This window comes from Gordonia hankookensis (assembly GCF_014673215.1).
In the GTDB taxonomy this organism is placed as follows: Bacteria; Actinomycetota; Actinomycetes; order Mycobacteriales; family Mycobacteriaceae; genus Gordonia; species Gordonia hankookensis.
The window spans coordinates 287,771-312,915 of sequence record NZ_JACWMS010000002.1 but is presented as its reverse complement, the minus strand read 5'-3'; the positions used below and the strand labels follow the sequence as shown (position 1 = coordinate 312,915).

Here is a 25,145-nt window from a genome sequence, read left to right as displayed (position 1 = left end):
GCCGATGTCTGCATCCAGGATGACTCCGTTGAATCGGGCACAGACGGCTCTCTGGTACGCCCAGCAGGCTCTGGGTGACGTCCCACTCGCAGTGGCGCACTACGTCGAATTGGCGGGCGATGTGGACGTCGACGCGTTGTGTTCGGCAGGTTCGCAGGCCGCGGTCGAGCTCGGCATCGCTTCGTGCCGGGTCATCACCGGGGTGGAGGGCGAGCCCCGACTCGCCATCGGGTCGGAGGTGGCAGACGCCGTACCGCGCAAGTCGGCGAGCTCTGTCGCAGACGCCCTCGGACTGATGGAGGAGGCCGCGGCGAGTCCGCTGCCGCTCGACGGGCCGCTCACCGAGTCGATGGTGATCGAGGCCGAGGGCCGGTGGTTCTTCTACCTTCGTGCACACCATCTTGTGGTGGACGGATACGGCGCTGCAGCACTGCTGGCCCGGACTGCCGAGCTGTACCGGCACGCGATCGGGACCGAGACCAAGACAGACGGTCCCACCCCGCAGCCGCCGGAGGTGATCGTGGATTATGAGCAGAAGTATCGTTCGTCGTCGCGTCTCGGGCGGGATGGACGATTCTGGCAGGAGGAGCTGGCCAAACGACCGGAACCGTTGTGGCTGAACGGATCACCAGCGGAACCGGTTGTCTCATCGGTCCTCTCCGGCATCGACATCGAGGCGTCGACAGCGGCCGGGATAGAGGAGTATGCGCGGGCGCATCGTACGGCCGTTGCGGCGATCTGGATTGCGGGTGTCTGTCTGTACCTCTCGCGTGTGCGTGACCGTGCCGATATCCCAGTGCTCATCGCCAGTTCGGGGCGTACGACGGCGAGGCTGCGAGCGGCCGCTGGATGCATGTCGAATCTGCTTCCGGTCGCGATGCAGGTCGATACGGGCACCCGCATCGCGGACTGGATCGGTGAGGTTTCGACGGTGCTCTCAGAGGTGCTGCGGCACCAGCAATTTCGTGTCGAAGAGATGAGACGCGACCGTCATCCGGGGATGTCGTCGCCGTTGCACGACGCGCCGGTGATCAACATCGCACCGGTTGCCCGATCTCTCGAGCTCGGCGATGCGGTCACGTCCCGTCATCGTGTCCTGACCACGGGTCCCGTAGCGGATGTCAACATCGACCTGTACGCGACAACGCCCGGCATCTGGCGCCTCGACGTCGAGGCGAACCCACGACGATACGACGACGCCGATGCGGCGGCCATCGCCGACGGTGTGTTGCAATGTGTTCGGACGCTGTCGGAATCGGCGGCCGACGCGGTGGTCGGTGACCTGCAACCGTGGCCGGCCAGGCCGGAGGAACCGCGGCCGCAGGCAGGGCTCACGACCATCGGGGACTGCGTCGCGAGTCACGCCGGTGAGGCCTCGCCTGCGGTGGTCGACGCGGACGTCGAATACACCTATGCCGACATCGACTCAGCTGCGCGCCGAATCGCCGACGTCTGCCGCCGCCACGGCGTGCACCCGGGAGACATGGTTGCCTCCGTGCTGCCCCGCGGAGTCGCGGAAGTGGCAGTGTTCTGGGGTGTCGCCTACGCGGGAGGCTGTTTTGTCCCGATCGACCCCGCACATCCTGTTCGCCGGCAACAGAAGATGATCGACACCGTTCGGCCGGCGATCGCCTTCCACGCCGGCCCCCGGCCTGCGCTGGGCGGCATCGAACTGGTCGACGCGGTACCGCTCTTGTCGCCATCGGGCGGCTGGGTGCCGGACGATCGCGTGGCGGTCGCAGCCGACACCCCGTCGTACGTCATCCACACGTCCGGCTCCACGGGGCAGCCCAGGGCAGTGGTGGTCTCGCATCGTGGAATCGGCGATCTTGCCGCAGAGATCGTCCGATCGTATGACCTCGACGAGAGCTGCGTGGTCGCCCATCTTGCCGCACCAGGCTTCGACACCGCCGTGGTGGAGATGCTGGCCGCAGCTCTCGTGGGAGCGGCCCTGGCCGTGGTGCCGGACAAGATCCGCGGCGGGACGGAACTCGCGGAGTTCCTCAATCGCCACCGGGTCACCCATCTCCTCATCACGCCCGCCGCACTGGCGACGCTCCCGATCGACGAGATCGACACCGTCACCCATCTCGTCGTCGGAGGGGATGTGTGCCCAGCGCCCCTGATCGAACTCTGGGCCGCGGATCACATCGTTCGATGTGCCTACGGTCCCACCGAGGCGACATGCAGTGTGGCCCTGACCGAGCCGATCGGGTCGACCGCTGCCAGGCGAAGAATCGAGCTCGGCGGCCCGATGAGTGGCGCCGGCCTGCTGGTCCTGGACAGACACCTGCGGCCGGTACCGCTCCTCGGAGAGGGCGAGCTGTACATCGCGGGTCCCAGTCTCGCGCTGGGCTATCTACGGCAATTCGGCGTCACCGCCGCCCGTTTCGTAGCGCATCCATGGGGTGAACCGGGCAACCGGATGTACCGGACGGGGGACCGGGTGATCGTCCGCGCAGACGGTCGAGTGGAATACGTCGGCCGATCCGACGAGCAGGTCAAGATCCGCGGATTCCGTGTGGAGCCGGCTGAAGTCGACGCCGCGATACTCCGAACCGGACGTGTCGCAGCGTGCGTCACCGTGGCGCGGCGGCGTCGTGATCTGACCGAACTGCATTCTTATGTGGTCACTCGGGCACCGGCCCGAGACCTACTCGTGCAGCTGCGGACCGAGTTGTCGTCGGAGCTGCCCACCTATCTGTTGCCGGCGAGCATCACCCCGATCGCAGACATCCCGGTCACCGCCAACAACAAGGTCGACCGCTCGCGCTTGCCGGATCCGCTGTTCGCCTCGAGTGCCCGTTTCGTGGCACCCCGATCCATGCAGGAGCGTCAGGTGGTCGCTGCGTACGAGCGGCGACTCGACGTTGCCGATGAGATCGGCGTCGACGACGATTTCTTCGAGCTCGGTGGGAATTCGCTCAGTGCCACAGAGTTGGTCGCCGAACTGGCTCCGCAGTACCAGGTTTCGGTGCGTGACGTCTTCGACGCACCCACCCCTCGCGAGCTGGCAGCGCGGCTCACGCCGCGCCCCGATGACGAACTCCGTGCACCGTGGACGGCGACCGCGGGGACGCCCGTCCCGCTCTCCCCGGCACAGCGCAACGTCCCGCTACCGGACAGGTCGTCGGCCAACCTGATCCCGTTCGTGCTGACCGTCCCGGGTGTGATCGCCGCCGGCGCCGTTCGGGCGATGGTGCGTGTCACTGTCGAACGCCACCAGATGCTGCGATCCACCTATTCGGGCGATCGGATGTTCGTGGACGGGCTCGCGCGGGACGACCGGTGGTCTGTGGACGAGGTCCACGTCACGGATTCCGGGTTCGATTGGGCGCGTGAGTTTCTCCACCGTCCAATGGATCTCGCGTACCAGTACCCGTTTCGCATCGGTGTCGGGCGCGGTGACGCGTGCACGCACATAGCCGTCGCGTTCCACCATGTCGCGGTCGACGGTGACTCATTGCGGGCGCTGGCCGCTGCGCTCCGCGGAGACATGTCCCCAGCGGGGTACGACTATCTCGACTACGCACCGATCGCATGTCGCGAACAGGCCAGGGTCCGTGAGTCGGAACTGAGCTTCTGGCGGTCGACAGTACAACCGGGGCGTCTTCTCGTCTCGGGAGCGGATCGGCCGCGGCCGACTGTGGTGGACCACGACGGCCGTCGATTCACGCTAACGGTGCCCGAATCACTCTGGTCGCGTGTGCTCGATTACGCACGGCATCATCGTCTTCCATGGCTGACCGTCGTCCGGGCAGCCCTTGCTGCGTGCCTCTCGGCCCGGGGTGGTCAGGATTCGGTGCACATCGGTGCGCTCGTATCCGGTCGCGACGACCGCCGATGGGACGGAGTCGTGGGCATGTTCGTCAACACCGTGACCGTCGTCTGCCCGGTCGCAGACACCATCTCGGAAACGATTGCGGCCGTTCGTGACGCCGAACTCCACGCGTACGCCCATGCGCGGACGCCGTTCTCGGAGGTTACGGCGGAACTCGGTGGTCACGCCTCGAATGCACACCCGTTGTTTCAGGCGATGTTGACCGTGGACGATCTGTCCGTCGGTGATGCGGCCGCGAGCCCGGGGGCGAATACTGAATCGTTCACCGGATCGGAATTGGCGGTCACGCCTCTGCCCACGGACTTCGCCAAGTGTGACCTGCACGTATCGGTTGTTCCGGTCCGCGACCGGGCCGCCATCGAGATCCTCTATGCGACAGCGCTCTATGACGAGCAGACAGCGCGTGCGATCGCCGATGAACTCCTGGTGATCCTTCACGCTGTTGTCACGGGCCCGACTGCGTCGGAGTGAACATGTCGAATCGAGGCCACACCCTCACGCGGTCGGTCGCACCCATGTCGTCGCGTCCCGTCCCGTCCAGTTCGCGAGACGCTCGGTCGGCCCGGCCTCCGGCCGCGGTTCGACGACGGGCCCGAACGGGACCTCGGCGTCCCCCCGGATCTCTGCCGGGATGAACTGCTGCGCCACTGCCAGTACGGAGCCGACGAACTCGGGATCGGCCTCGGCGGGTTGACCGGTGGCCACCGCGAGATCCCATCCGTGCACCAAGGTCTCGCTGACATAGCCCCAGAGCGCGCCTGCCCCGGGGACCTCGCCCCACGGCACGCGCACCATGGCACCGAGTTTGGCGTCGTCTGACCACAGCTCGACGGCCCGGGCGACAAGGGCGGCATAAGACTCGGCGTCGTGGGTCTCGGCAAACCGGGGCACCGCAAGAACGTCGCCACCTTCGGCCAACACGATGGCGCGCTGAGCGGTCGCGATCACATGTGCCGCGAGCGTGCGGACGTCGAACTCCTCGCACGGGGTCGGCGAGGTGAGCTGGTCGTCGGACACCGCGGCGAGAAGACCGGTGACCCACGTGGTGGCGGCACCGTAGGCGGGGCGGGGGTCGGCGGGTGTGGTGCTGGTCATCGCTGTTCCTTCGGTTGTTCGGGCTGGTGATGACCAGTCAATCGCGTAAACATGACATCTACTGTCATGTTTTCTTGAGATGATTTCGGCATGCGTGCCGAACGTCTGCTGTCTGTGCTGATGTTGCTGCGCTCGAAAGGCCACATGACCGCAGCCGAACTCGCGCTCGAGTTGGAGGTCTCCGAGCGGACGATCCTGCGGGACATCGAGGCGCTGTCGCTGTCGGGCGTGCCGGTGTATGCCGAGCGTGGCCGCCATGGGGGATTCGCGTTGGTGCAGGGGTACCGGACGGACCTGTCGGGACTGACGCTACCGGAGGCCATCGCGCTGTTGTCGGGAGGCGGTCGGATCGATTCTGCGGCGGCGGCCAGTGCGAAGCGGAAGTTGGCGGCGTCGTTGCCGGAAGTGCATCGCGGTGGTGTGGCGGAGGCCAATCAGCGGATTCTGGTGCGGCCGGAAGGTTTTGTGCGTCCGCCACAGCAACTGGAGGCGTTGGCGCCCGTCCAGCAGGCGGTGTTCGAGGGTCTTCGCGTACGTCTCGTGTACGAGAGGCGGGGAGGCGTGTCGGCTGAGCGGGTGCTGGATCCGATCGGGCTGATCGTGGCGGGTGACACCTGGTATCTGGTGGCCACTTCGGAGGGCGTGGAGCGGATGTACCGGGTGTCGCGGATGTCAGGGGTGGTGGTGCTCGACGAACCGGCGCAACGCGAGCCCTCGGTGGATCTCGAGGAGGTGTGGGAGCGGCATCGTGCCGCATTCCGCTCCACGTTCGACTCGGTCGATGTGGTGATCGACTGTGTTGCAAGCGATGTGGAGCGCATTTCGGGCTTCGCCGAGGTGGTGACGCGCGCCGACACGGCGGGAGGTGTTCGTCTGCAGTTGAGCTTCGCCGATCGTAATCACGCGATGCGGGTGTTGTGGATGGGTTATCTGGAGTCGACGTTTCGCATCGTCGAGCCGGAATGGATTCGGGACGGACTGCACGATCGCCTGCGTGAGTTGGTGGGACGTGTCGTCCGGCCGTGAAGGTGTACTTGTGCGGTCATCACGTCAGTGATCTGCCGGACGTCGTCAGCATGAAGCATGAGGTTCCGGTCAGGTCGACGAGATCGTGTCGCCGGTGGCCGGTGCGTTCAACATGGGAACCAGGAACTGCCGTGCGACGTCGGCGAGTTGGACATCGTCGTCGAGGTCGATGATCCGGCTCGGCACCGTCAGGAACGAAGCAGAGACGCGGACCATCATCTCGGCCGCGAGTTCGGTGTCGAGGTCAGCGGAGACCGTGCCCGCCTGCTGTTCGCTACGGAGCTGCCCGGCGACGAAACCGCGGACGGTGGCGAGCAGGCTCCCGTTGTCGCCGATGCCGATGATCGAGCCGATCAGCAGGGTCGGCTCGGTCTCGAGCAGCCCGCCGATGAGTGGATTGTCGGAGATGGCGCGCAGCGAGCTGACGAAACCGGCCACCACGCGATCCGCGACCGTATCGGCGCCGGCGATGTCGTCGAGGAACCGGGCGAAGTATCTCCGGAACTCGCGGATGACGACCTGCTCGACGAGCGTGTCCTTCGTGTCGAACTTCCGATAGATCGTGATGCGCGTGACGCCGGCGCGACGAGCGACCTCCTCCAGCGATGACCGCTGAATTCCCATGCGGCAGAACTGATCGTATGCGGAATCCAGAATGCGGGTCCGCGTGGGATCGTCAGGGTCGTCGTCGTCCTGCGAGATCAACCCGATGTAGGCGCGCTCGAGGAGCGATTTGGAGGGCGCTGACGCCGCCGGACGTGGTTGCACGATTTCCCTCCTCGGCGGCCGCCTTCGCCGATGAGCCTATCGACCGCGATCGGCTACCCGCCCCTTGTGATGCGGACCACAAGCATGGTAGCAATGTTACAGGGTTACAGAGATTGTTACATCGCGTCATCGAGTCGGGCGTTCGACGGGAGTGAAGAATGGAAGATCTGAACAGGCGCACGCTGCTGAAAACCGGGGGAACGTTGGGGGCCCTCGGTGCGGCAACGGTCATCGCACCGGCCACGCCGTGGACGTGGTCGCCGGCGGAGTCCGTGCCGGGGGTCGGCAGCGGCGCGGATCCGAAGGGTGAGTGGGATCCGGAGGCCGATGCCGTGATCGCCGCGTTGCTCGATCGCGGAGAGGTGCCCAAGGTCAACAAGATCCTGCGGTCGTGGACCAAGAACGGGCAACCGCTGCCCGCCGGTTTGCCCGCGGACCTGCGGGACTTCATGGAGCATGCCCGGCAGTTGCCGGCGTGGACCGACCGCGAGAAGCTCGCGACGGCGGTCCGTTTCAACCAGAAGCGCGGCACGTATCTCGGTGTGCTGTACGGCTTTGCGAGCGGCATGATGAGCACGGTCATCCCCAAGGAGGCGCGAGCGGTCTACTACTCCAAGGGTGGCGCGGACATGAAGGACCGCATCACCAAGACCGCCAAGCTCGGATACGACATCGGGTCCCTCAATGCCTATCAGCCGGATGGCGAGATGATCGTCACCTGTGTGAAGACGCGCATGGCGCATGCGGCCGTTCGCCACCTGCTGCCGCAGTCGCCGCACTGGGTGCATGTGGCGCCGGAGAAGAAGCCGATCAGTCAGGCCGACATCATGGTCACCTGGCACAGCCTGCCGACCACGGTGTGGCGCAATCTGCAGAAGTGGAATGTGCCGATCGCTCCGGATGAGTCCGAGGGGTTCCTGCACTCGTGGCAGGTGAGCGCCGCCATGCTGGGCGTTCAGGACCAGTACATCCCGGCGTCGTGGAGTTCGGCGGACTCGCAGGCAAAGCAGGTGCTCGACCCCATCCTCGCGCCCACTCCGGAGGGTAAGAAGCTGGCCGACATCCTGCTCGGCCTCGGCTACAACCTCGATCTGTCCCTGCTCTCGAGGGGTGTGCTGGGGGCGCTGACCAGGTTCATGCTCGGCGACAAGATCGCCGACTGGCTGGACATCCCGAGGGAGCCGGTGTGGAGTCCGCTGCTGGAGACCGCGTGGGGCCCTTATGTGGCAGTCCGTGAGGGCGCTCTGAACGTCGGCGTACCAAAAGAGGCCTACTGGCTCTTCGACGAGTTCCTGAGGCAGTTCGTGTTGTTCTACATGTCCGAGCTTCACATGCCCATCAACATCGAGATCCCGGTGATCAACAATCCCAAGTACGGCTGATGTCGGGCCTTGTCAGCGGACGGCTGATGTCGGGCAGTTGTCAGCGGCTATCGGCGAATAGTCTTGTGGAGGAACGGAGATGGTGATGGGTGCGGTCCAGCCGTGGCATATCGTCGTGGTGGCGATCGTGTTTCTCGTGTTGTTCGGTTCGAGCAAGTTGCCCGCCGCCGCGCGGGGTCTGGGCAGCTCGTTGCGCATTCTCAAGAGCGAGGTCAACGAGATGCACGACGATGGTCGCGAGGACCCACGTGACAACAGGTCCGAGGGGGTCTGACCCGATGGACAGACAAGCGCTCGACGACGGTCTGTTGCTCGTCGATCTTCCCGACGACGGGTTGACCGTCCGGTTCTACCAGATCCTGTTCGACCGGTATCCAGCAGTCGAGCCGATGTTCCGTCGCGACAACAAGGTTCAAGCCGCCATGCTCAGGACCGCGATCGTGTCGGTACTGGACCACCTCGACGACGGCGACTGGCTGACCGACAACCTGCACGCGCTGGGGCGTCGTCACGGCGACATGGGTGTCACGGCAGAGATGTATGACGCGGTAGGCGAATGCATGATCGCGGCGATGGTCGAGATCGGCGGGGGCAGCTGGACCCCCGCGATGACCGATGCCTGGCAGGAGGCGCTCGGCGTGGTCTCCGCGCTCATGCTCGACGGCCACCGCGCCGTGGCCACCTCGTGAGGTGGCTCTCTGATCGGCCATCGCTACCCTGGCCACCGTGAAACACGCTCCCGATATCACCTACGCCGACGATCTGCAGGTCGGTGATCGGTATCCGCTCGACACGTACACCGTCACCGAATCCGAGGTGATCGACTACGCCACGGCCTGGGACCCGCAGAGCTTCCACATCGACAAGGAGATCGCCGAGGCCGGCGCCTATGGAGGCCTCATCGCGAGTGGGATCCACACGCTGGCCATCTACCAGCGGTTGGCGGTATCCGGCGTCTTCGGGGGCTGGAGTGTGATCGCGGGTAAGAGTCTCACCGACGTCCGGTTCCTGCGGCCGGTCCGGCCCGACGACACCCTCACCGGTTCGATCGTCATCGAGGCGATCGATTTCGACGAGCGTGGTCGGGCGTTGGTGACCACGAGGGCCGAGCTCGTCAACCAGCGCGGCGAGCGCGTCATGACCCTCGTCGTCGAGGCATTTGTGCGCGTGCAGCCGTAGTCGGCCTCCCGACTCCGAACGCCTGCAGTGGTCTGCCCTGTACTTCATTACTAGGATATGCAAGTATCTGGTGGACTATCTGACGACGTTCGAGGAGTAGGTGATGGTGGACGAACCATCGGTGTTGTCCGCGGTGGACGGGCGGGTCGCGACGCTGACGCTCAACCGGCCCAAGTCGATCAACGCGCTCGACCATTCGATGGTGACCGCACTGGACCAGCGGTTACGCGCCTGGGCGGCCGACGACGCGATCGCCGCGGTGGTCCTTGTCGGTGCTGGTGAGCGCGGCCTCTGTGCCGGCGGCGACATCGTCACGATCCACCGCGACGCCGCCGCACTGAGCGGTGATGCGACAGCCGGGGACGCCGAGGCGGCGGCCTGCCCGTCTGCAGCGTTCTGGCGCGACGAGTACCGGCTGAACGCCGACATCGCGCGCTACCCGAAGCCGTATGTAGCGATCATGGACGGCATCGTGATGGGTGGTGGGGTCGGCATCGCCGCGCATGCGAACACCCGGGTCGTCACCGACCGCACCCGCCTTGCCATGCCCGAGGTGGGCATCGGGTTCGTCCCCGACGTCGGCGGGACCCATCTGCTCGCGCGGGTGCCACAGGGCCTCGGGGCCTATGCCGCCCTCACCGCCCGTTCGTTGTCGGGTGCGGATGCCATCGCGCTCGGCCTTGCCGATCATTTCGTGCCCGCAGGCGACCTCGAGGCTTTCCAGCGGGCTCTCCACACGATGCCGCTCGAGGACGCGCTCGGCGAATATGCGCAGCGGCCACCGGAGTCGGCGCTCGACGGGCAGCGGAACTGGATCGGTACGGCGTTCGCGGCGGAGACCGTCGCAGAGATCATCGAGCGCTGCCGAGCCGTCGGCGCCGACGAGGCGGCCAAGGTGGCGGACACGATCGCCGCCAAGAGCCCGACCGCCCTGGCGGTGACCTTGAGGTCGTTGCGAGACGAAAAGCCCACGCTGGAGGAGACATTGGCGCGCGAGTACCGCGTCTCGTTGCGCAGCCTCCGGCATCCGGACATGGCCGAGGGGATTCGCGCGCAGGTGATCGACAAGGACCGCACACCGTCGTGGCGACCTACCGACCATTCGGCGGTGACCGCAGCGGAGGTCGACGCATTCTTCGCCCCACTTCCCGACGAGCTGGAATTGACCATCGACACTGCACCACAGGAGGATTCGAGTGTCTGATCTGGAGACGATCATCGTAGAGCGCGATGGACGGGTCGGTCTCATCACGCTCAATCGGCCGAAGGCGCTGAACGCTCTCAATACCACCCTGATGAACGAGGTGGTCGGTGCGGCAACCGAGTTCGATCACGATCCGGATATCGGCGCCATCGTGATCACCGGCTCCGACCGGGCGTTCGCGGCAGGTGCCGACATCAAGGAGATGTCGTCGAAGTCCTACAGCGCAGTGGTGACGGAATCCTTCTTCGGTGCGTGGGACGAACTGTCCCGGCTGCGCACGCCCATTGTCGCGGCCGTCACCGGCTACGCACTCGGGGGTGGCTGCGAACTCGCGATGATCTGCGACATCGTCATCGCCGGCGACAACGCCGTGTTCGGTCAGCCCGAGATCAACCTCGGCGTGATCCCGGGAATCGGTGGCTCCCAACGACTCACACGGGCTGTCGGCAAGGCCAAGGCGATGGACATGATCCTCACCGGCAGGAACATGAAGGTCGACGAGGCCGACCGGCTCGGACTGGTGTCCAGGGTCGTTCCTGCCGAAGATGCGCTGGACACGGCCAAGGACGTGGCCGCCACGATCGCGTCGAAGTCGTTCATCGCTGCCTCGCTGGCCAAGGATGCGGTGAACCGGGCCTTTGAATCCGGTCTCGGCGAGGGGATACGTGCCGAGCGGGCACTGTTCTACTCCACGTTCGCCACCGACGACCAGACCGAGGGCATGGCGGCCTTCGTGGAGAAGCGCGACCCGAAGTTCACGCACAGCTGACCCTCGATCACGCCGATCCGAGAGTCGCATGGCGGTGAGCCGGCAGGCGCGCCGATTGTCGAGACCACGGGTCGATCCGCGTCAGAGGCTGCCACCTGCGTCGATCACCTGGGTCGTGCCGGTCACATAACGCCCGTCGTCGGAGACGAGATAGACGATGGCGTTCGAGATGTCGACCGGGTCGAGCGCCGGGACCGGTAGTCGATTCATCTCGCGGGCGGCGACTTCATAGTCCTCTCGGGTCGGTGTCGGGAGGTCCGGTCGGAACAGGCGGTAGGTCGCATCGTTGAGGACCATCTCCGTGGCGACCGTTGTGGGGTGCACGGTGTTGACCCGAATGCTCTGCGGACCCAACTCTTTCGCGAGAACCCTCATCAAACCGACCAGTCCGTGCTTGGCGGCCGTGTAGTGCGCGATGTTCTCGTTCGCCACGAGTGACGCGAGTGAGCTCGTGAGTACCACCGAACCGCCGCGCCCTCCTTCGACGATGTGGGGAACGGCCGCGCGCACCGTTTTCCATGCGCCGGTGAGATTGATGTCGATCATCGTGTCCCACATCTCCTCGTCCATCTCGAGGGTGGGCGCCATGGTGTTGATACCGGCGTTGGCGAGGACGATGTCGATGCGCCCCAACGCGGCCATGCCGTCTGCCGCTGCTTTCTGCAGCCCGGCGAGATCACGCACGTCGACCGCGGCGGCGATGATGCGGCGGTCGAGCGCCTCGACCTCCTTGACGGTCTGTTCCATGTCGCCCGGCCGGGCGGTGTCATAGGGGACCGTCGAGACCTGCTCGGTGACGTCGACCGCGATGATGTCGGCGCCTTCCTCGGCCAGCCGGATCGCGTGACTTCGTCCCTGGCCACGTGCCGCACCGGTGATGAAGGCGACCTTGTTCGCCAATTTGCCCATCTGACGCACTCCCTTTCGCTGCGGACGTGTGATCCACATCTCAGTTCGAGGCTATGTCACACGGTGACAAAACGCCAGGGTGTCGATTCCGGTGCCGACGGCCGGACGGGTGAGACGATGGTCCGATGAGTCGCGAGGTCACGCCGAGCGGTGCTGGAGTTTCCTCGGATGTCGAGGTCGATCGGGGCGGACGACCCGCGAGTACCAGTGCCCGCGCGCTGGCGGCCGCGGCGCAGCGGTTGTTCCTCGGCGACGGCTTCGATCAGACGACGGTGGAGGACATCGCGGCCGCCGTCGGTGTGAGCAGGCGGACGTTCTTCCGCTACTTCGCCACCAAGGCCGACGTGGTGTGGCTCGAGTCGGATGCCGAGCTCGAGCACTTTCGAGGAGTTCTCGCGGCGTCGGACGCATCGATTCACCCCGTGGACGTCATCGAAAACGCCTTCATCGCGTCGATCGACCACGGCCTCGCCGAAGATGAGTGGGCCCGGCACCGCGCGGAACTGATCTTGTACGTCCCGGCCGTGCAGGCCCAGGCCGCCGCGGTGTATCGACAATGGCGCATCGTGATCGCCGAATTCGTGGCGGAACGGACGAGCCGAACGCGTGACGACGAATACCCCCTCGCCGTCGCGTATGCCGTGATGGCTGCGTCGTCGGCTGGCCACGAACGCTGGTTGGCGGACCCCGATGCGCGGCTCGCCGAGTGTCTGCGACCGATGTTCGCACTGATGGTCCCGCGCGCTCGGGACGTCACAACTGACTAACAAGCCTGTTCCACGACTTGGGGCTGCGAGGGGCCACGGCTAGCATCTGTGACAGATGTGACTTTTGTGGCTGAAGGGAATGGCGGTGGACACACGGTGGGGTCCTCGATGGGGTACGTGGGTCAGTGCCGCAGCCACGGTGGCCGTGGCGCTCACGATGGGGGCGGCAGCTGCGTCGGCCGCCCCGGTGCCGGACCCGGCGGTGTCCCGAATCGACACGGTGATCCACGACAGCAAGCAGCAGGTCACGGCCATCGTCTATTCGGCGTCGATGCGACGGATGATCCCGATCACCGTGCTCCGGCCGCGCGACACGAGCAAGCCGCGGCCGACCTTTTATCTGCTCAACGGGGCGGGCGGCGGTGAGGACTCGGCGACCTGGGCGGCCAAGACCGACTACGTGAAGTTCTTCGCGGACAAGAACGTCAACGTCGTGACCCCGATCGGTGGCGCATTCTCCTATTACACCGACTGGCGACACGACGATCCGGTGTTGGGGCGAAACAAGTGGCAGACCTTTCTGACCAAGGAATTGCCGCCGTTGATCGACAAGGAATTCGGTACGACGAAGGTCAATGCGATTGCCGGGATCTCGATGGCAGGCACCTCGGTGCTGAATCTCGCGATCGCGGCTCCGCACCTCTATCGGTCGGTCGCGGCGTACAGCGGGTGCGCGCGGACCAGTGATCCGGTGGGCCAGGCGTACATCCGCATGGTGGTCGCCGACCGCGGCCAGGGCAATCTCGACAACATGTGGGGACCGGTCGGCGGATCGGGCTGGCGGGAAAACGACCCCTTCGTCAACGCCGCCAAGCTGCGGAGTACCAAGGTGTACATGACGGCAGGTACAGGGCTGCCCGGCCCGTACGACCGTCCGGAGGCGCGCCTGATCCAGGGCAATCCTCTGACATTGGCCAACCAGGTTGTGCTCGGCGGTGTCATCGAGGCCGCGGTCAACTCGTGTACGCAACAGATGGCGACCCGGATGCGTGGTCTCCGCGTTCCGATGCAGACCATTTCGCGTCCGACCGGCACGCATTCCTGGGAGTACTGGGAGTCCGATCTGCGGCGTACCTGGCCGATGCTCTCGGCCGATCTGAACCGGAAGGTGGCGGCGGCGAAGCCCGCGGCTCGCTCCGCCCACTGACCTCGCCTCGACGATTTGGGCGAGGGTGCTGTGCCCGCTCGGCGAAAGTGATTCGGCCGCATCGGTACCGAGGCGGCCCGGTGACTAGTCGGCGCGGTCCTTGAGGAGCAGCCGGACGGTCAGCTCGAGCCGGTTGGTGACGTCGGTGGCCGAGGCGCGACGCGTCAGCCACTGCACCAGATTCGACATCCAGACGTCCGACAGGACGCGCGCGATTGCGAGGTCTTCTTCACCTGGCTCGCCGCTGCCGACCATGGCGCCCGCGAGAAGGCGATCGATGATGCCGGCCACCTGATCGACCTCCGCGGTCGCAGAGGCGTCGGCGAACATGAATGCGCGCGTCATGGCTTCAGTGAGCAGGGGGTCGCGCTGCATCGCATACGTGATCATGTCGAGGACATGCCGCAGGCGTTCGACCGCGGTGTCGCCGCGCAGTTGCGAGCGATCGACGCGTGCCTCGACCCGCTCGAACTCCCTGGCCAGCGCAGTCACGAGCAGGTGGACCTTGGACGGAAAGTACCGATAGAGCGTGCCGACGGCGACATCGGCCTTGTCGGCGACGGTCCGCATTTGGACTGCGTCGTAGCCGCCCTTGGATGCCAGCGCCAACGTGGCGTCGAGGATGCGACGGCGCCGTTCGCGCTGGGCCGACGATCCGGTCTCGGTTCCCCCCGACGATGTGCCTGCCGTCGGGGCGGGGTTCGCCGCCGTGTCGACGGAGGCGCTTGCCGGTGCAGAACGTGCCATGTGGTCGAAGACATCCTCACGTATTTCGGTTCCTGAAGGGTGCCTACCGGTTGGCAACCACCCATGGCATATTAGAACAGGTTCTAATTGCCCGTCACAACCTGACATACAGAGGAATAGCGTGACAATCGCCACGTCAACCGAACAGATCGCCGTCTGTGACGCGATCGCAACCTGGGCGCATGGTGTCCAGACCACCGAACTGGTCCGCGCGGATATCGACAAACCGGCGGATCAATGGACCGGGCTGCTCGCCCAACTCGCCGAATTCGGCGTGTTCGCGGCGGCGCTGCCCGAAGAACATGGGGGTTTCGGCGCCACCTTCACCGATGTCGCCGCGATGATCGAACAATGTGGCCGCAGCCTCGTGCCGGGACCGATCGGTCCCATCGTCGCAGCGGCTCTCGGACTCTCCCGCAGCACCGACGACGACCGGGCTGGGGGTCTGCTCGCGCGTCTCGCGGCGGGTGAAGTGGCCGTTGCGGCGCCGGCAACCGCATTCGCGGGCGTAGGTGTCGCGGAACTCCGCGGCGGCCAGATCGATCTCGGATCGGTCCCCGGCCATGTAGACGGCTGTGCGCTGCTGATCCCGGTGCGGTCCGCCGACGGTGACCTCGCATGGCGGATCCTGCCGCCCGGGATCGGCGTCGTCGAAGCGACGCCCCAGGGGTCCGTCAGTGGCACCGAGTCGGTCTCGCGGGTTCGCGTCACGTCGGTCGAACCGTCGGATCTCATCGCCCTCGACGACCCGGATCTCGTGGCGGGCGTGCTGTCCGCGGCACTGGCCGCCTATCAGAGCGGGGTCGCCCGGTGGGCTCTCGACACCGCGGTTGACTACGCGAAGGTGCGCACGCAGTTCGGTGCGCCGATCGGCTCGTTCCAGGCGATCAAACACATCTGCGCGGACATGCTCTGTCGGAGCGAAGAACTCACGGCGGTGGCCTGGGACCTCGCGCGCGCCGTCGACGACGTGCTCCTCGGCGTGCAACCCGAACGTGCACATGGGCAACTCCGGATCAGCAGATGCGCCGCGGACACGATCGTCGCCGAGGCGGCGGTCGCCAACGCCAAGGACTGCGTCCAGGTGCTCGGCGGGATCGGTTTCACCTTTGAGCACGACGCCCATCTGTATCTGCGATCGGCGATGAATGCCCGAGCCGCACTGGGCCAGGCCGTCCATGCCCGTCGCGAACTGGGCCAACTCGGTGTCGAGGGTGCGCGGCGGGATTTCGAGATCGACCTGTCGTCGGTGGAGCAACGGCGCCCCGAGGTGCGGGAGGCGGTGGCCGCGATCAAGGCAGCCGAACCGGAAGCGCGCCGTCAGGCGATGGCCGAATCGGGCTATCTGATGCCCCATTGGCCCACGCCGTACGGTCTGTCGGCGGAGCCTGCCCTCCAACTCCTGATCGACGGCGAGTTCGATCGGGCCGGAGTCGTGCGGCCGGACCTGGTGATCGGTGCATGGGCGATCCCGACGATCCTCGAACACGGCACCGACACGCAGCGCGACCGATTCGTCGGGCCGACGCTCGCCGGTGACATCGTGTGGTGTCAGTTGTTCAGCGAACCCGAGGCCGGTTCGGACCTGGCCGCACTGCGGACCAGGGCAACCCGAGTCGACGGTGGCTGGCAATTGCAGGGGCAGAAGATCTGGACGTCACAGGCGCACAATGCCACCTGGGGCGTCTGTCTCGCTCGGACCGATCCGGATGCGCCGAAGCACAAGGGCATCACCTACTTCCTCATCGACATGAGTTCGGCGGGTATCGATATCCGGCCGCTGCGTGAGCTCACCGGCCGGGCCAACTTCAACGAGGTCTTCCTCGATGATGTGTTCGTTCCCGACGACCACGTGGTCGGCGAGGTCAACGGGGGGTGGCGGCTGGCGCGCACCACGCTCGCGAATGAACGGGTGGCCATGGGCGGATCGGGACTGGGCAAGGAGATGGACGCCCTGCTGCGGCAGGTCATCGACATGCCCAGGTCCCTCGAACCCGACGAGATGGTGCGCCTAGGCGGACTCGTCGCCGAGGCGCACGTCGGACAGGTGATCGACGCGCGTGCCGTGACCCAGCGGTTGGCCGGGCACGATCCGGGTGCACTGTCGAGTGTGCGGAAGCTGATCGGCGTCCAGCACCGCCAGGCGGTTCCGGAGTTCGCCCTGGATCTCCTCGGCACGGACGCGGTGGTGGCGGGTGACGCATCGGACGTGTTCCTCCAGAACCGATGCCTTTCGATCGCGGGCGGCACCACGCAGATCCTGCGGACCGCAGCAGCGGAACGGATTCTCGGTCTGCCCCGCGGCTGACCCCGGCGAATCCGCCAATTCGGCACGAATTGGCAGATGAGGGCCGGTAGCGGACACGGGGGCAAACCCGTCTGATACAACTAGAACAGGTTCTAATTGTGGCAAGGAGGCAGTGGGGTGGACTTTGCCCTCGACGACACGGCGGTCGCGGTACGCGATGCCGCCGCGGAGGTTTTCGCCCGGCACCAGCCGGACTGGGAGACCAAGTTCGGTCAGCGGGGTTTCGGCCCTGAGGTGACGGGTGCGTTCGACGACGTTCTCTGGCGATCGATCGCCGACGCCGGACTGATGGCGTTGCCGCTCCCGGCGGATCTCGACGGCGACGACGTCGCCGTGATCGATCTCCTGCCGCTGTTGCGGAAGATGGGTGAGTCCGCGGCGGTCACGCCGGCACTGGGGACGCTCACCTCGGCGCTCACGCTGCGCCACGCATCGGACACATCTCGCGCCACGTGGGGTCCGACGTTGCAGGGGGCGGCGTGGCATGCGGTGGCCATCGGCGAGCAGGGGGACACCCTGACGCCGACGCCGCGCACCACGATCCGCGACGGTCGGCTGACCGGAACGAAGACGGGTGTGCTGCACGCGGACGGTGCCACGGCTCTCGTGGTGTCGACCGACGGCGGCGTCGTGATGGTTTCCGCCGACAAGCCGGGCGTCACCATCTCGCGGACGCCGACCTCCAGTGGGTGGGGCGAGTACACAGTGCGGTTCGACGGTGTCGAGATCGACGAGGCCGATGTCCTCACCTCGGATGTCTCGGTGCTGCGCGATCGCTACCGGTTGGTGTTGTCGGCCTATGCCGACGGCCTGGTGGCCGGCGCGACCCGACTGACCGCCGACCATGTCACCGGGCGTGAGCAGTTCGGCAAGCCGATCGCGCTCTTCCAGGCGGTCGGGCAGCAGCTCGCCGACATCTATGTGATCGAGCGCTCGATGGATCTCGCAACCACCGCGGCAGCATGGCGAATGGCTGAAGGGCTCGACGCCACACAGGATCTCGGGATCGCGTCGTATTGGCTCGCGGCGGAGATCCCGGCGACCATGCGCACCATGACACATCTGCACGGTGGGATCGGCGTCGACGTGACCTATCCTCTCCATCGCTACTTCTCCATTGCCAAGGATCTCGCCCGGCTGATCGGCGGTGCCGATGCCCGCCTGGACGAGGTCGCCGACGATTCCGATGCGCGGCTCGATTCGAAAGCGCAGGCAGCACATGTTCATTGATCTCACGCCGGAACAGAAGTCCCTTCGTGCCGAACTCCGCGAGTACTTCGCGAACCTCGTCAGCCCGGCCGACGCCGAGGCCATGCTCACCGAGCGCCACGGCGAGACCTACCGCAAGGTCATCCGGCAGATGGGCAAAGACGGGTGGCTCGGCGTCGGATGGCCGAAAGAATACAGCGGCAAGGGCTTCGGTGAGATCGAGCAGCAGATCTTCACCAACGAGGCGGTTCGTGCCGACGTGCCCTTGCCTGCGGTGACACTGCAGACCGTCGGACCCACGTTGCAGGCTCACGGCACACCGGAACTCAAGGACAAGTTCCTGCCCGACATCCTCGCGGGCGAGGTGCATTTCGCCATCGGGTACACCGAGCCGGAGGCAGGCACCGACCTCGCCTCCCTGACCACGAGTGCTGTCCTCGACGGGGATCACTATGTTGTCAACGGGCAGAAGATCTTCACCACCGGTGCGCACGACGCGGACTACATCTGGTTGGCCGTCCGGACCGACAAGGAAGCCCCCAAACACAAGGGCATCTCGATCCTGATCGTGGACACCAAGGACCCTGGCTTCAGCTGGACCCCGATCATCACCGCCGACGGAGCGCACCATGTGAACGCGACGTACTACAACGACGTCCGCGTGCCGGTGTCGATGCGTGTCGGCGACGAAGGCGGGGGCTGGAAGCTCATCACCACGCAACTCAACCACGAACGCGTCATGCTCGGCCCCGCCGGCCGAATCGACGGGCTGGCCGCCCGGATCAGGGCATGGTCTCAACAGCCCGGATCCGACGGCACGGTGATCGCGAAGCATCCCGACGTCCGTCGCGCGCTGGCCGAGATCGAGGCCTACGCCCGGATCAACGAGTTGCTGAACTGGCAGGTCGCATCCACCGGAGAGGCGATCTCGATGGCCGATGCCGCCGCGACCAAGGTCTTCGCCACCGAGCGTCTCCAGCACATCGGCCGCCTCATCAACGAGATCGTCGGGCGCTATGGAGATTTCACCGATCCCGAGACCGCGGCGCTGGTTGACTGGCTGGACGTCCAGCAGAAGCGCAATGTGGTGATCACATTCGGCGGTGGTGTCAACGAGGTCATGCGCGACATGATCGCGACCTCCGGACTGGGATTGCCGAGGGCAAAGCGATGAGCGCACCGGATACGGTGAGTGCCGACGAGATCCGCGCCGCCGCAGAAGCCATCAAGGCCGACGGCCGCAGCGCACCGGTCACCGGGCGTGACCCGATCAACCAGCCGATGATCAACAACTGGGTCGAGGCGATGGGGGACGCGAACCCCATCTACGTCGACGAATCGGTGGCACGCGCCGCGGGGCATCCGGGCGTGGTCGCGCCGCCGGCCATGGCGCAGGTCTGGACGATGCGTGGACTGCACGGACAGCGCACCACCGACGATCCGCTCGGTCGCGCCAGCGAACTGTTCGACGACGCGGGCTACACCTCGGTCGTCGCGACCAACTGCGACACCGTCTATCACCGCTACACCGAGCCAGGCGAAGAGGTCAACCTGTCCGCTGAACTCGTAGACGTCGTCGGCCCCAAGACCACGGCGCTCGGCGAGGGATGGTTCTTCACCACCCGCAACGTGTGGTCCGTCGGCGACGAGGTGGTCGCCGAGATGTCCTTCCGCATCCTGAAGTTCCGGCCGCCATCGGCGGACGCGGACGCAGATGTGGCCTCGACGGTTCCCGAGGATCTCGACCCGACCCAAATGCTCAAGCCGAGCGCTTCACGCGACACCACGTTCTTCTGGGACGGCGTCGCGCAGCACGAGTTGCGGATTCAGAAAGTGGCCGACGGGTCGTTGCGGCATCCGCCGATCCCGGCCACCTGGAAAACACGCGGGGCGGATGGCGTTGTGCCGGAGACGGATTACGTCGTCTCGACGGGCCGTGGGACCGTGTACAGCTATGTCGTCCACCACGCGCCCAAGGTGCCGGGTCGTCAGTTGCCCTTCGTGGTGGCCCTCGTCGAACTCGACGAAGGTGTGCGCATGCTGGGCGAACTCCGCGGTATCACGCCGGAACAGGTGCGGGTGGGCCTGCCGGTCGAAGCGACATATCTCGATTTCCCGGCCGACGGCGATCGCGGAACCTCCCCGTGGACCCTGTACGCATTCACACCCGTCGAGGAGGGACAGTCGTGACAGCCCTTGCACCCCAAACGGTTCAGGTGGCAGATGTCTTGCCGTCGCTGACCATCGAGGCGACACCGACGTTCGTCGTCGCGACCGCGCTGGCCACCCGCGACTTCCAGGACGTGCACCACGACCGGGATCTCGCCCAGGCCAAGGGTTCCAAGGACATCTTCGTCAACATCCTGACCGACACCGGTCTGGTGGAGCGTTTTGTCACCGATTGGGCAGGCCCGACCGCGCGGATTCGATCGATCTCCCTGAAACTCGGCGTGCCGTGGTACGCCTACGACTCGGTGACCTTCGCCGGTGAGGTCACCGACATCACCGACGGAGTGATCACGGTGTCGGTGACCGGAACGAATTCCCTGGGAAAGCACGTGATCTCGACGGTCACGCTCACCCACGAGCAGACCACGGAAAGGACGGCGTGATGGCGGGGCTGTCCGGACAGGCCGCGATCGCCGGCATCGGCGCCACCGAGTTCTCGAAGGACTCCGGGCGCAGCGAGTTGCGACTGGCGGCCGAGGCGGTGTCGGCCGCGGTTGCCGATGCCGGGCTCACCCCGGCCGACGTCGACGGTCTGGTCTCTTTCACGATGGACACCAACGCCGAGATCGCGGTGGCGCGTGCGGTGGGCATCAAGGAGATGACCTACTTCTCGCGTATCCACTACGGCGGTGGTGCGGCCTGCGCGACCGTGCAACAGGCGGCGATGGCCGTTGCGACCGGAGTGGCCGACGTCGTGGTCGCCTACCGGGCCTTCAACGAACGGTCCGGCCTCCGATTCGGTCAGGTCAACAGTGCCGTCGCCAATCAAGAGAATTCGTCGGGCACCGACAATGCGTTCTCCTACCCGCACGGGCTGTCAACGCCTGCTGCCTTCGTCGCGATGGTCGCACAGCGGTACATGCACGAATATGGCGCGACCAGTGAGGATTTCGGGCGAATCGCGGTGGTCGATCGCAAACATGCGGCGGTCAATCCCAACGCGTTCTTCCACGGCAAGCCGATCACCCTGGAGGATCACCAATCCTCCCGTTACATCGCCGAGCCGTTGCACCTGCTCGACTGCTGTCAGGAATCCGACGGTGGTGTCGCCATCGTGGTCGTGTCGGCCGAGCGGGCCCGCGACCTGCCGCAGGTGCCCGCGCTGATCTCGGCGGCAGCGGCCGGCAGCGCCGACGACCAGTTCATCATGTCGAGTTACTACCGCGACGATCTCGCGGGCCTTCCGGAGATGGGCCTGGTGGGCCGGCAGCTGTGGAAGCAGTCGGGGCTCGGTCCGTCCGACATGGACATGGCCATCCTCTACGACCACTTCACTCCGTACACGCTGATGCAGCTCGAGGAGTTGGGTTTCTGTGGTCGAGGAGAGGCGAAGGACTTCGTCCGGCGCCCGGGCGCGCTCGAGGTCGGTGGCGAGCTTCCTCTGAACACCCATGGGGGACAACTCGGTGAGGCCTACATTCACGGGATGAACGGGATCGCGGAGGCGGTCCGGCAGATACGTGGCGATTCGGTCAATCAGGTCGAGAACGCCGACAAGATCGTGGTCACCGCGGGTACGGGGGTCCCCACCAGCGGTCTGGTGCTCACGCGGTCTCAGGTCAACTAGGCGAGTTCAGCAAAAAGGGAGAAAGACTATGAAGTTCAATCTGGCCGACGTGTTCGAGACAGTCGCCGATTCGGTGCCCGAGCGCATCGCGCTGAGCTACCAGGGGCGTCAGATCAGCTACGCCGAACTCGACGGGCTCGCCAATCAGGTCGCACATCTGTTGGCCGGTTCGGGTATCGGTGCCCACGACAATGTCTCGTTGTTCCTGAAGAACAGCGTCGAGCACGTGACGAGCCTGCTGGGTCTGCTGAAGATCCGCGCTGTGCCGGTGAACATCAACTACCGCTACACCAATCCCGAGCTGCAGTACATCTTCGACAACTCGGATTCGCGCGCGATCATCGTCGAGCTGCCCGAACACCAGCGCAGCGTCGCGGCCCTGTTGCCCGAACTGCCCTCGGTCCGCACCGTTCTGGTGATCGGTGAGGTCGAGAACGAGTTGTCGGACGCCGCAGTCGATCTCCCGGGTGACCGATCCGTGGAGATCGTGTCGTTCGCCGATGCGGACACGAAGTCGACCGAGCGTGACTTCGAGGCGCGCAACGGTGAGGAGCTGTACCTCCTCTACACCGGTGGCACCACGGGCTACCCCAAGGGCGTCATGTGGCAGCACGACGACTTCTTCCGGAAGCCGCTGTCGGGCGGGAACCCGTATGGTGAGGCTCGCCAGGACCTGGCCGAGATCGCCACTGCGGTCAAGGGTTTCCCGTCGATCGCCTTCTTGCTTGCGGCGCCGCTGATGCATGGTGCCGCGTCGTACTCACTGTTCACCTTCTTCACCCTCGGCGGGCGGCTGGTCATCGAGCGGGACTTCGACCCCGTCGCCATCGTGTCCGCGGTCGAGGCGGAGAAGGTTCAGATCATCCTCATCGTCGGCGACGCCATGGGAATGCCACTCGTCGAGGAGTTCGAACGTCGCACCGGAGAAGTCGACCTGTCATCGCTGTTCTCGGTCACGTCCGGTGGCGCGATCTGGTCGCAGCATGTGCGTGACCGCTTCTTGGCGGTGAAGTCGGATCTGGTGCTGCGCGACAACTTCGGTGCATCGGAGTCGGGCAACGACGGCGAGATCATGATGGACGACAACGGGAACCTCCGGGTGCCGCCGACCGACCGGATGATGGTGGTCGACGAGTCGCTCAACAAGATCGAACCCGGTTCCGGTGATGTCGGCTACATCGCGCGCATCGGCAACGTCCCGCTGGGCTACTACAAGGACGAGGCGAAGACTGCGAAGACCTTCCCGACCCTGCCGGACGGCACCCGGATCTCGATCCTCGGCGACATGGGCACGGTGGAGGCCGACGGCACGATCGTGTTCCTCGGTCGCGGGTCGCAGTGCATCAACACCGGCGGCGAGAAGGTGTACGCCGAAGAGGTCGAAGCCGAACTCCACGCGCACCCCGCAGTCGCCGACGCGCTGGTCGTCCCGGTGCCCGACGAGCGTTACGGTCAGCGCGTGGCGGCCGTCATCCAGGTGGCCGACGGCTCGATCGAGCCGACGCTGGAGGAGATCCAGGAACATTGCCGAAAGAGCCTCGCCCGCTACAAGGTTCCGCGAACCGTGGTGTTCGTCGACGAGGTCAAGCGGACCCCGGCGGGCAAGGCAGATTACCGGTGGGCGAAGAACGCCGCCGCCGACGCCAGTGAGACGGCCGGCGCCGCCACGTAGACGCGCCGTCTGTCACCACTGACACCTCGCGGTCGGCGGGGTCAGCTGACCTGCAGACTGATCCACAGCGCGACGACCGCCGCGATCAGGGTGGGCGGCACCGACAACAACCCGAGCTGTAGGTAGCGCCGCGATGGCGGCGGCAGGGCGTGGCGGTGCATCACGTCGCGCCACAGCAAGGTCGCGAGCGAGCCGAAGTAGCCGAGGTTGGGTCCGATGTTGACTCCGAGCAGCACCGCGAGTACCAGCGCGGGCTGATCAGCGACCAGCGGTACCAGCAGCAGGGTGGCAGGCAGGTTGTTGAGGACGTTGGCCAGCACTGCGGCGAGGGCCGCGACGGCAAGCAGTGCCAACAGGCCTGAGCCAGAGGGGATCAGGTCTGCGACCGCGTCGCCGAGCGGTCCATCGCGCACAGGCAGGATGACCACACCGAGAGCCGCGACGAAGGCAAGGAACGGGACGTTGGCCGCCCGAAGCACGTGGATCGTGCTCGAGCGGGGAGCCGCCACCAGCAGCGGTACCGTCATCAAGACGGCCCCGCTGGTGGCGACGCCCACCAGTGGGATGCCGAACGGTTCGGCGACGAGAAATCCGATCAACAGAATCCCCAGGCAGGTGAGAGTCCAGCGTGGCGGACGGGGTGTGTCGCTTTCGCCGCCGCTCGACGGCGTCCCCGACGATCCGGACGTCGTCGGCCGGGCGCGGAGATCGTCGGCGAAGAACACTCGGAAAACGATGAACTCCACCACGATCGCGACGACCCAGGGCGCTGCCATGGTGGCGGTGAAGCCCAGGAAGGTCAGCCCGGTGGCCGAGAACGCGATGAGGTTGGTCAGGTTCGACACCGGCATCAATGTCGAGGCGCTGTTCGCCAGGTGCGCACTCGCGTAACCGACCGGGGCGACCCGGGCTCCGATACGTCGCGCGGTGTCGACCGCGAGGGGTGTCAACAAGACGATGGTCGCGTCGAGGCTGAGGATTGCTGTGACGATCGCGGCCGCAGCGAACACGATGCGCAACAGACGGTTCGGTGAATCCCGGCTCCATCGGGACATGAGGGAACCCACCCACGCGAAGACCCCCGTGCGAGCGCAGATGTCCGCGACGACCAGCATTGCCGCCAGAAACCCGATGGTGGGCGCCATGAAGTGGAGTTCGTCGGCGGCGCTCGACCACGACGCGAGCCCTGTGGCGACCACCAGAACCGCAGCGGGCACCGCGGCGACGGCCGGGGGGAGCCGACGGGCGGTCATGGTGAACGCGATGACCACGACGAGCAGCGCGATCGACACCCCCGCGCCGAACGCGTTGTCAGGCGAGATCATG

21 protein-coding genes and 1 pseudogene are annotated in these 25,145 nt (G+C 65.9%); 17 read left to right on the top strand and 5 right to left on the bottom strand.

What is annotated here, in order from left to right; translation table 11 throughout:
• Positions 1-4 precede the first annotated feature (4 nt).
• Positions 5-4,312, top strand: coding sequence for a non-ribosomal peptide synthetase (locus tag IDF66_RS08705; RefSeq protein ID WP_190266547.1), 4,308 nt, complete (start codon positions 5-7; stop codon positions 4,310-4,312).
• Positions 4,313-4,336: 24 nt separating this feature from the next.
• On the opposite strand, the gene IDF66_RS08700 is transcribed toward IDF66_RS08705, so the two are convergent.
• Positions 4,337-4,936: a TIGR03086 family metal-binding protein gene (locus IDF66_RS08700; protein WP_190266546.1), complete on the bottom strand. Its 600-nt coding sequence runs from the start codon at positions 4,934-4,936 to the stop codon at positions 4,337-4,339.
• A 90-nt stretch (positions 4,937-5,026) separates the two neighbouring features.
• Here IDF66_RS08700 and IDF66_RS08695 point away from each other — a divergent pair, with 90 nt between their 5' ends.
• Positions 5,027-5,962 (top strand): helix-turn-helix transcriptional regulator, encoded by a 936-nt coding sequence (locus tag IDF66_RS08695; RefSeq protein ID WP_190266545.1) that lies wholly within the window; start codon positions 5,027-5,029, stop codon positions 5,960-5,962.
• 69 nt (positions 5,963-6,031) lie between these two features.
• Here IDF66_RS08695 and IDF66_RS08690 read toward each other — a convergent pair whose 3' ends face one another.
• Positions 6,032-6,730: a TetR/AcrR family transcriptional regulator gene (locus tag IDF66_RS08690; protein ID WP_317628638.1), complete on the bottom strand. Its 699-nt coding sequence runs from the start codon at positions 6,728-6,730 to the stop codon at positions 6,032-6,034.
• A 158-nt stretch (positions 6,731-6,888) separates the two neighbouring features.
• Here IDF66_RS08690 and IDF66_RS08685 point away from each other — a divergent pair, with 158 nt between their 5' ends.
• From IDF66_RS08685 to IDF66_RS08660, 6 genes and pseudogenes are all read left to right on the top strand, one after another.
• Positions 6,889-8,112, top strand: coding sequence for an oxygenase MpaB family protein (locus tag IDF66_RS08685; protein ID WP_164307543.1), 1,224 nt, complete (start codon positions 6,889-6,891; stop codon positions 8,110-8,112).
• 85 nt (positions 8,113-8,197) lie between these two features.
• A pseudogene (gene tatA / locus IDF66_RS08680) lies at positions 8,198-8,359 on the top strand (Sec-independent protein translocase subunit TatA); the annotation flags it as partial.
• Positions 8,360-8,390: 31 nt separating this feature from the next.
• Positions 8,391-8,801: a globin domain-containing protein gene (locus IDF66_RS08675; RefSeq protein WP_190266544.1), complete on the top strand. Its 411-nt coding sequence runs from the start codon at positions 8,391-8,393 to the stop codon at positions 8,799-8,801.
• Between the two features lie 37 nt (positions 8,802-8,838).
• Positions 8,839-9,291 carry a MaoC/PaaZ C-terminal domain-containing protein gene (locus IDF66_RS08670; RefSeq protein WP_317628637.1) on the top strand — a complete coding sequence of 151 codons (453 nt, stop codon included), beginning with the start codon at positions 8,839-8,841 and terminating at the stop codon, positions 9,289-9,291.
• Between the two features lie 103 nt (positions 9,292-9,394).
• Positions 9,395-10,495 carry an enoyl-CoA hydratase/isomerase family protein gene (locus IDF66_RS08665; RefSeq protein WP_190266543.1) on the top strand — a complete coding sequence of 367 codons (1,101 nt, stop codon included), beginning with the start codon at positions 9,395-9,397 and terminating at the stop codon, positions 10,493-10,495.
• Positions 10,488-11,264 carry an enoyl-CoA hydratase gene (locus IDF66_RS08660; protein ID WP_190266542.1) on the top strand — a complete coding sequence of 259 codons (777 nt, stop codon included), beginning with the start codon at positions 10,488-10,490 and terminating at the stop codon, positions 11,262-11,264. The genes IDF66_RS08665 and IDF66_RS08660 overlap by 8 nt, the downstream gene beginning before the upstream one ends.
• Positions 11,265-11,345: 81 nt before the next feature.
• Here the strand turns inward: IDF66_RS08660 and IDF66_RS08655 are convergent, their stop codons facing one another.
• Positions 11,346-12,173: a mycofactocin-coupled SDR family oxidoreductase gene (locus tag IDF66_RS08655; RefSeq protein WP_190266541.1), complete on the bottom strand. Its 828-nt coding sequence runs from the start codon at positions 12,171-12,173 to the stop codon at positions 11,346-11,348.
• Between the two features lie 125 nt (positions 12,174-12,298).
• Here IDF66_RS08655 and IDF66_RS08650 point away from each other — a divergent pair, with 125 nt between their 5' ends.
• Entirely contained in the window at positions 12,299-12,940 is a 642-nt protein-coding gene (locus IDF66_RS08650) for an acyl-CoA-like ligand-binding transcription factor (RefSeq protein ID WP_190266540.1), read from the top strand.
• Between the two features lie 157 nt (positions 12,941-13,097).
• Positions 13,098-14,087 (top strand): alpha/beta hydrolase, encoded by a 990-nt coding sequence (locus tag IDF66_RS08645; protein ID WP_223309500.1) that lies wholly within the window; start codon positions 13,098-13,100, stop codon positions 14,085-14,087.
• Positions 14,088-14,171: 84 nt separating this feature from the next.
• Here the strand turns inward: IDF66_RS08645 and kstR are convergent, their stop codons facing one another.
• On the bottom strand, positions 14,172-14,834 hold the full coding sequence (kstR, locus tag IDF66_RS08640) for a cholesterol catabolism transcriptional regulator KstR (protein ID WP_164307536.1): 663 nt from the start codon (positions 14,832-14,834) through the stop codon (positions 14,172-14,174).
• Positions 14,835-14,955: 121 nt separating this feature from the next.
• Between kstR and IDF66_RS08635 the strand changes: the two genes are divergently transcribed.
• The 7 genes from IDF66_RS08635 (at position 14,956) to IDF66_RS08605 (ending at position 23,819) form a co-directional block, all read left to right on the top strand.
• On the top strand, positions 14,956-17,142 hold the full coding sequence (locus IDF66_RS08635) for an acyl-CoA dehydrogenase family protein (protein ID WP_190266538.1): 2,187 nt from the start codon (positions 14,956-14,958) through the stop codon (positions 17,140-17,142).
• A 117-nt stretch (positions 17,143-17,259) separates the two neighbouring features.
• Positions 17,260-18,372, top strand: coding sequence for an acyl-CoA dehydrogenase family protein (locus IDF66_RS08630; RefSeq protein ID WP_190266537.1), 1,113 nt, complete (start codon positions 17,260-17,262; stop codon positions 18,370-18,372).
• Entirely contained in the window at positions 18,362-19,525 is a 1,164-nt protein-coding gene (locus IDF66_RS08625; protein WP_190266536.1) for an acyl-CoA dehydrogenase family protein, read from the top strand. The genes IDF66_RS08630 and IDF66_RS08625 overlap by 11 nt, the downstream gene beginning before the upstream one ends.
• Positions 19,522-20,541 (top strand): bifunctional MaoC family dehydratase N-terminal/OB-fold nucleic acid binding domain-containing protein, encoded by a 1,020-nt coding sequence (locus IDF66_RS08620; RefSeq protein WP_190266535.1) that lies wholly within the window; start codon positions 19,522-19,524, stop codon positions 20,539-20,541. Before IDF66_RS08625 ends, IDF66_RS08620 begins: the two co-directional genes overlap by 4 nt.
• A complete protein-coding gene (locus IDF66_RS08615) occupies positions 20,538-20,963 on the top strand; it encodes a MaoC family dehydratase (RefSeq protein WP_317628636.1) in 426 nt (141 codons plus the stop codon). The genes IDF66_RS08620 and IDF66_RS08615 overlap by 4 nt, the downstream gene beginning before the upstream one ends.
• Positions 20,963-22,147 (top strand): lipid-transfer protein, encoded by a 1,185-nt coding sequence (locus tag IDF66_RS08610; protein ID WP_164307531.1) that lies wholly within the window; start codon positions 20,963-20,965, stop codon positions 22,145-22,147. Before IDF66_RS08615 ends, IDF66_RS08610 begins: the two co-directional genes overlap by 1 nt.
• A gap of 28 nt (positions 22,148-22,175) precedes the next feature.
• The gene (locus IDF66_RS08605) at positions 22,176-23,819 is read left to right on the top strand and encodes an acyl-CoA synthetase (RefSeq protein WP_190266533.1); all 1,644 of its coding nucleotides are present in this window, start codon (positions 22,176-22,178) and stop codon (positions 23,817-23,819) included.
• 41 nt (positions 23,820-23,860) lie between these two features.
• Here IDF66_RS08605 and IDF66_RS08600 read toward each other — a convergent pair whose 3' ends face one another.
• Positions 23,861-25,144 (bottom strand): SLC13 family permease, encoded by a 1,284-nt coding sequence (locus IDF66_RS08600; protein ID WP_190266532.1) that lies wholly within the window; start codon positions 25,142-25,144, stop codon positions 23,861-23,863.
• Between the last annotated feature and the right edge of the window lies 1 nt (position 25,145).

What these genes read in the sequence shown, in the direction of transcription:
- IDF66_RS08705 (WP_190266547.1), top strand. Translation starts at nt 5, where the DNA reads ATGTCTGCATCCAGGATGACTCCGTTGAATCGGGCACAGACGGCTCTC.
- IDF66_RS08700 (WP_190266546.1), bottom strand. Translation starts at nt 4,936, where the DNA reads ATGACCAGCACCACACCCGCCGACCCCCGCCCCGCCTACGGTGCCGCC.
- IDF66_RS08695 (WP_190266545.1), top strand. Translation starts at nt 5,027, where the DNA reads ATGCGTGCCGAACGTCTGCTGTCTGTGCTGATGTTGCTGCGCTCGAAA.
- IDF66_RS08685 (WP_164307543.1), top strand. Translation starts at nt 6,889, where the DNA reads ATGGAAGATCTGAACAGGCGCACGCTGCTGAAAACCGGGGGAACGTTG.
- IDF66_RS08675 (WP_190266544.1), top strand. Translation starts at nt 8,391, where the DNA reads ATGGACAGACAAGCGCTCGACGACGGTCTGTTGCTCGTCGATCTTCCC.
- IDF66_RS08665 (WP_190266543.1), top strand. Translation starts at nt 9,395, where the DNA reads ATGGTGGACGAACCATCGGTGTTGTCCGCGGTGGACGGGCGGGTCGCG.
- IDF66_RS08655 (WP_190266541.1), bottom strand. Translation starts at nt 12,173, where the DNA reads ATGGGCAAATTGGCGAACAAGGTCGCCTTCATCACCGGTGCGGCACGT.
- IDF66_RS08650 (WP_190266540.1), top strand. Translation starts at nt 12,299, where the DNA reads ATGAGTCGCGAGGTCACGCCGAGCGGTGCTGGAGTTTCCTCGGATGTC.
- IDF66_RS08645 (WP_223309500.1), top strand. Translation starts at nt 13,098, where the DNA reads ATGGGGGCGGCAGCTGCGTCGGCCGCCCCGGTGCCGGACCCGGCGGTG.
- kstR (WP_164307536.1), bottom strand. Translation starts at nt 14,834, where the DNA reads ATGGCACGTTCTGCACCGGCAAGCGCCTCCGTCGACACGGCGGCGAAC.
- IDF66_RS08625 (WP_190266536.1), top strand. Translation starts at nt 18,362, where the DNA reads ATGTTCATTGATCTCACGCCGGAACAGAAGTCCCTTCGTGCCGAACTC.
- IDF66_RS08620 (WP_190266535.1), top strand. Translation starts at nt 19,522, where the DNA reads ATGAGCGCACCGGATACGGTGAGTGCCGACGAGATCCGCGCCGCCGCA.
- IDF66_RS08610 (WP_164307531.1), top strand. Translation starts at nt 20,963, where the DNA reads ATGGCGGGGCTGTCCGGACAGGCCGCGATCGCCGGCATCGGCGCCACC.
- IDF66_RS08605 (WP_190266533.1), top strand. Translation starts at nt 22,176, where the DNA reads ATGAAGTTCAATCTGGCCGACGTGTTCGAGACAGTCGCCGATTCGGTG.
- IDF66_RS08600 (WP_190266532.1), bottom strand. Translation starts at nt 25,144, where the DNA reads ATGATCTCGCCTGACAACGCGTTCGGCGCGGGGGTGTCGATCGCGCTG.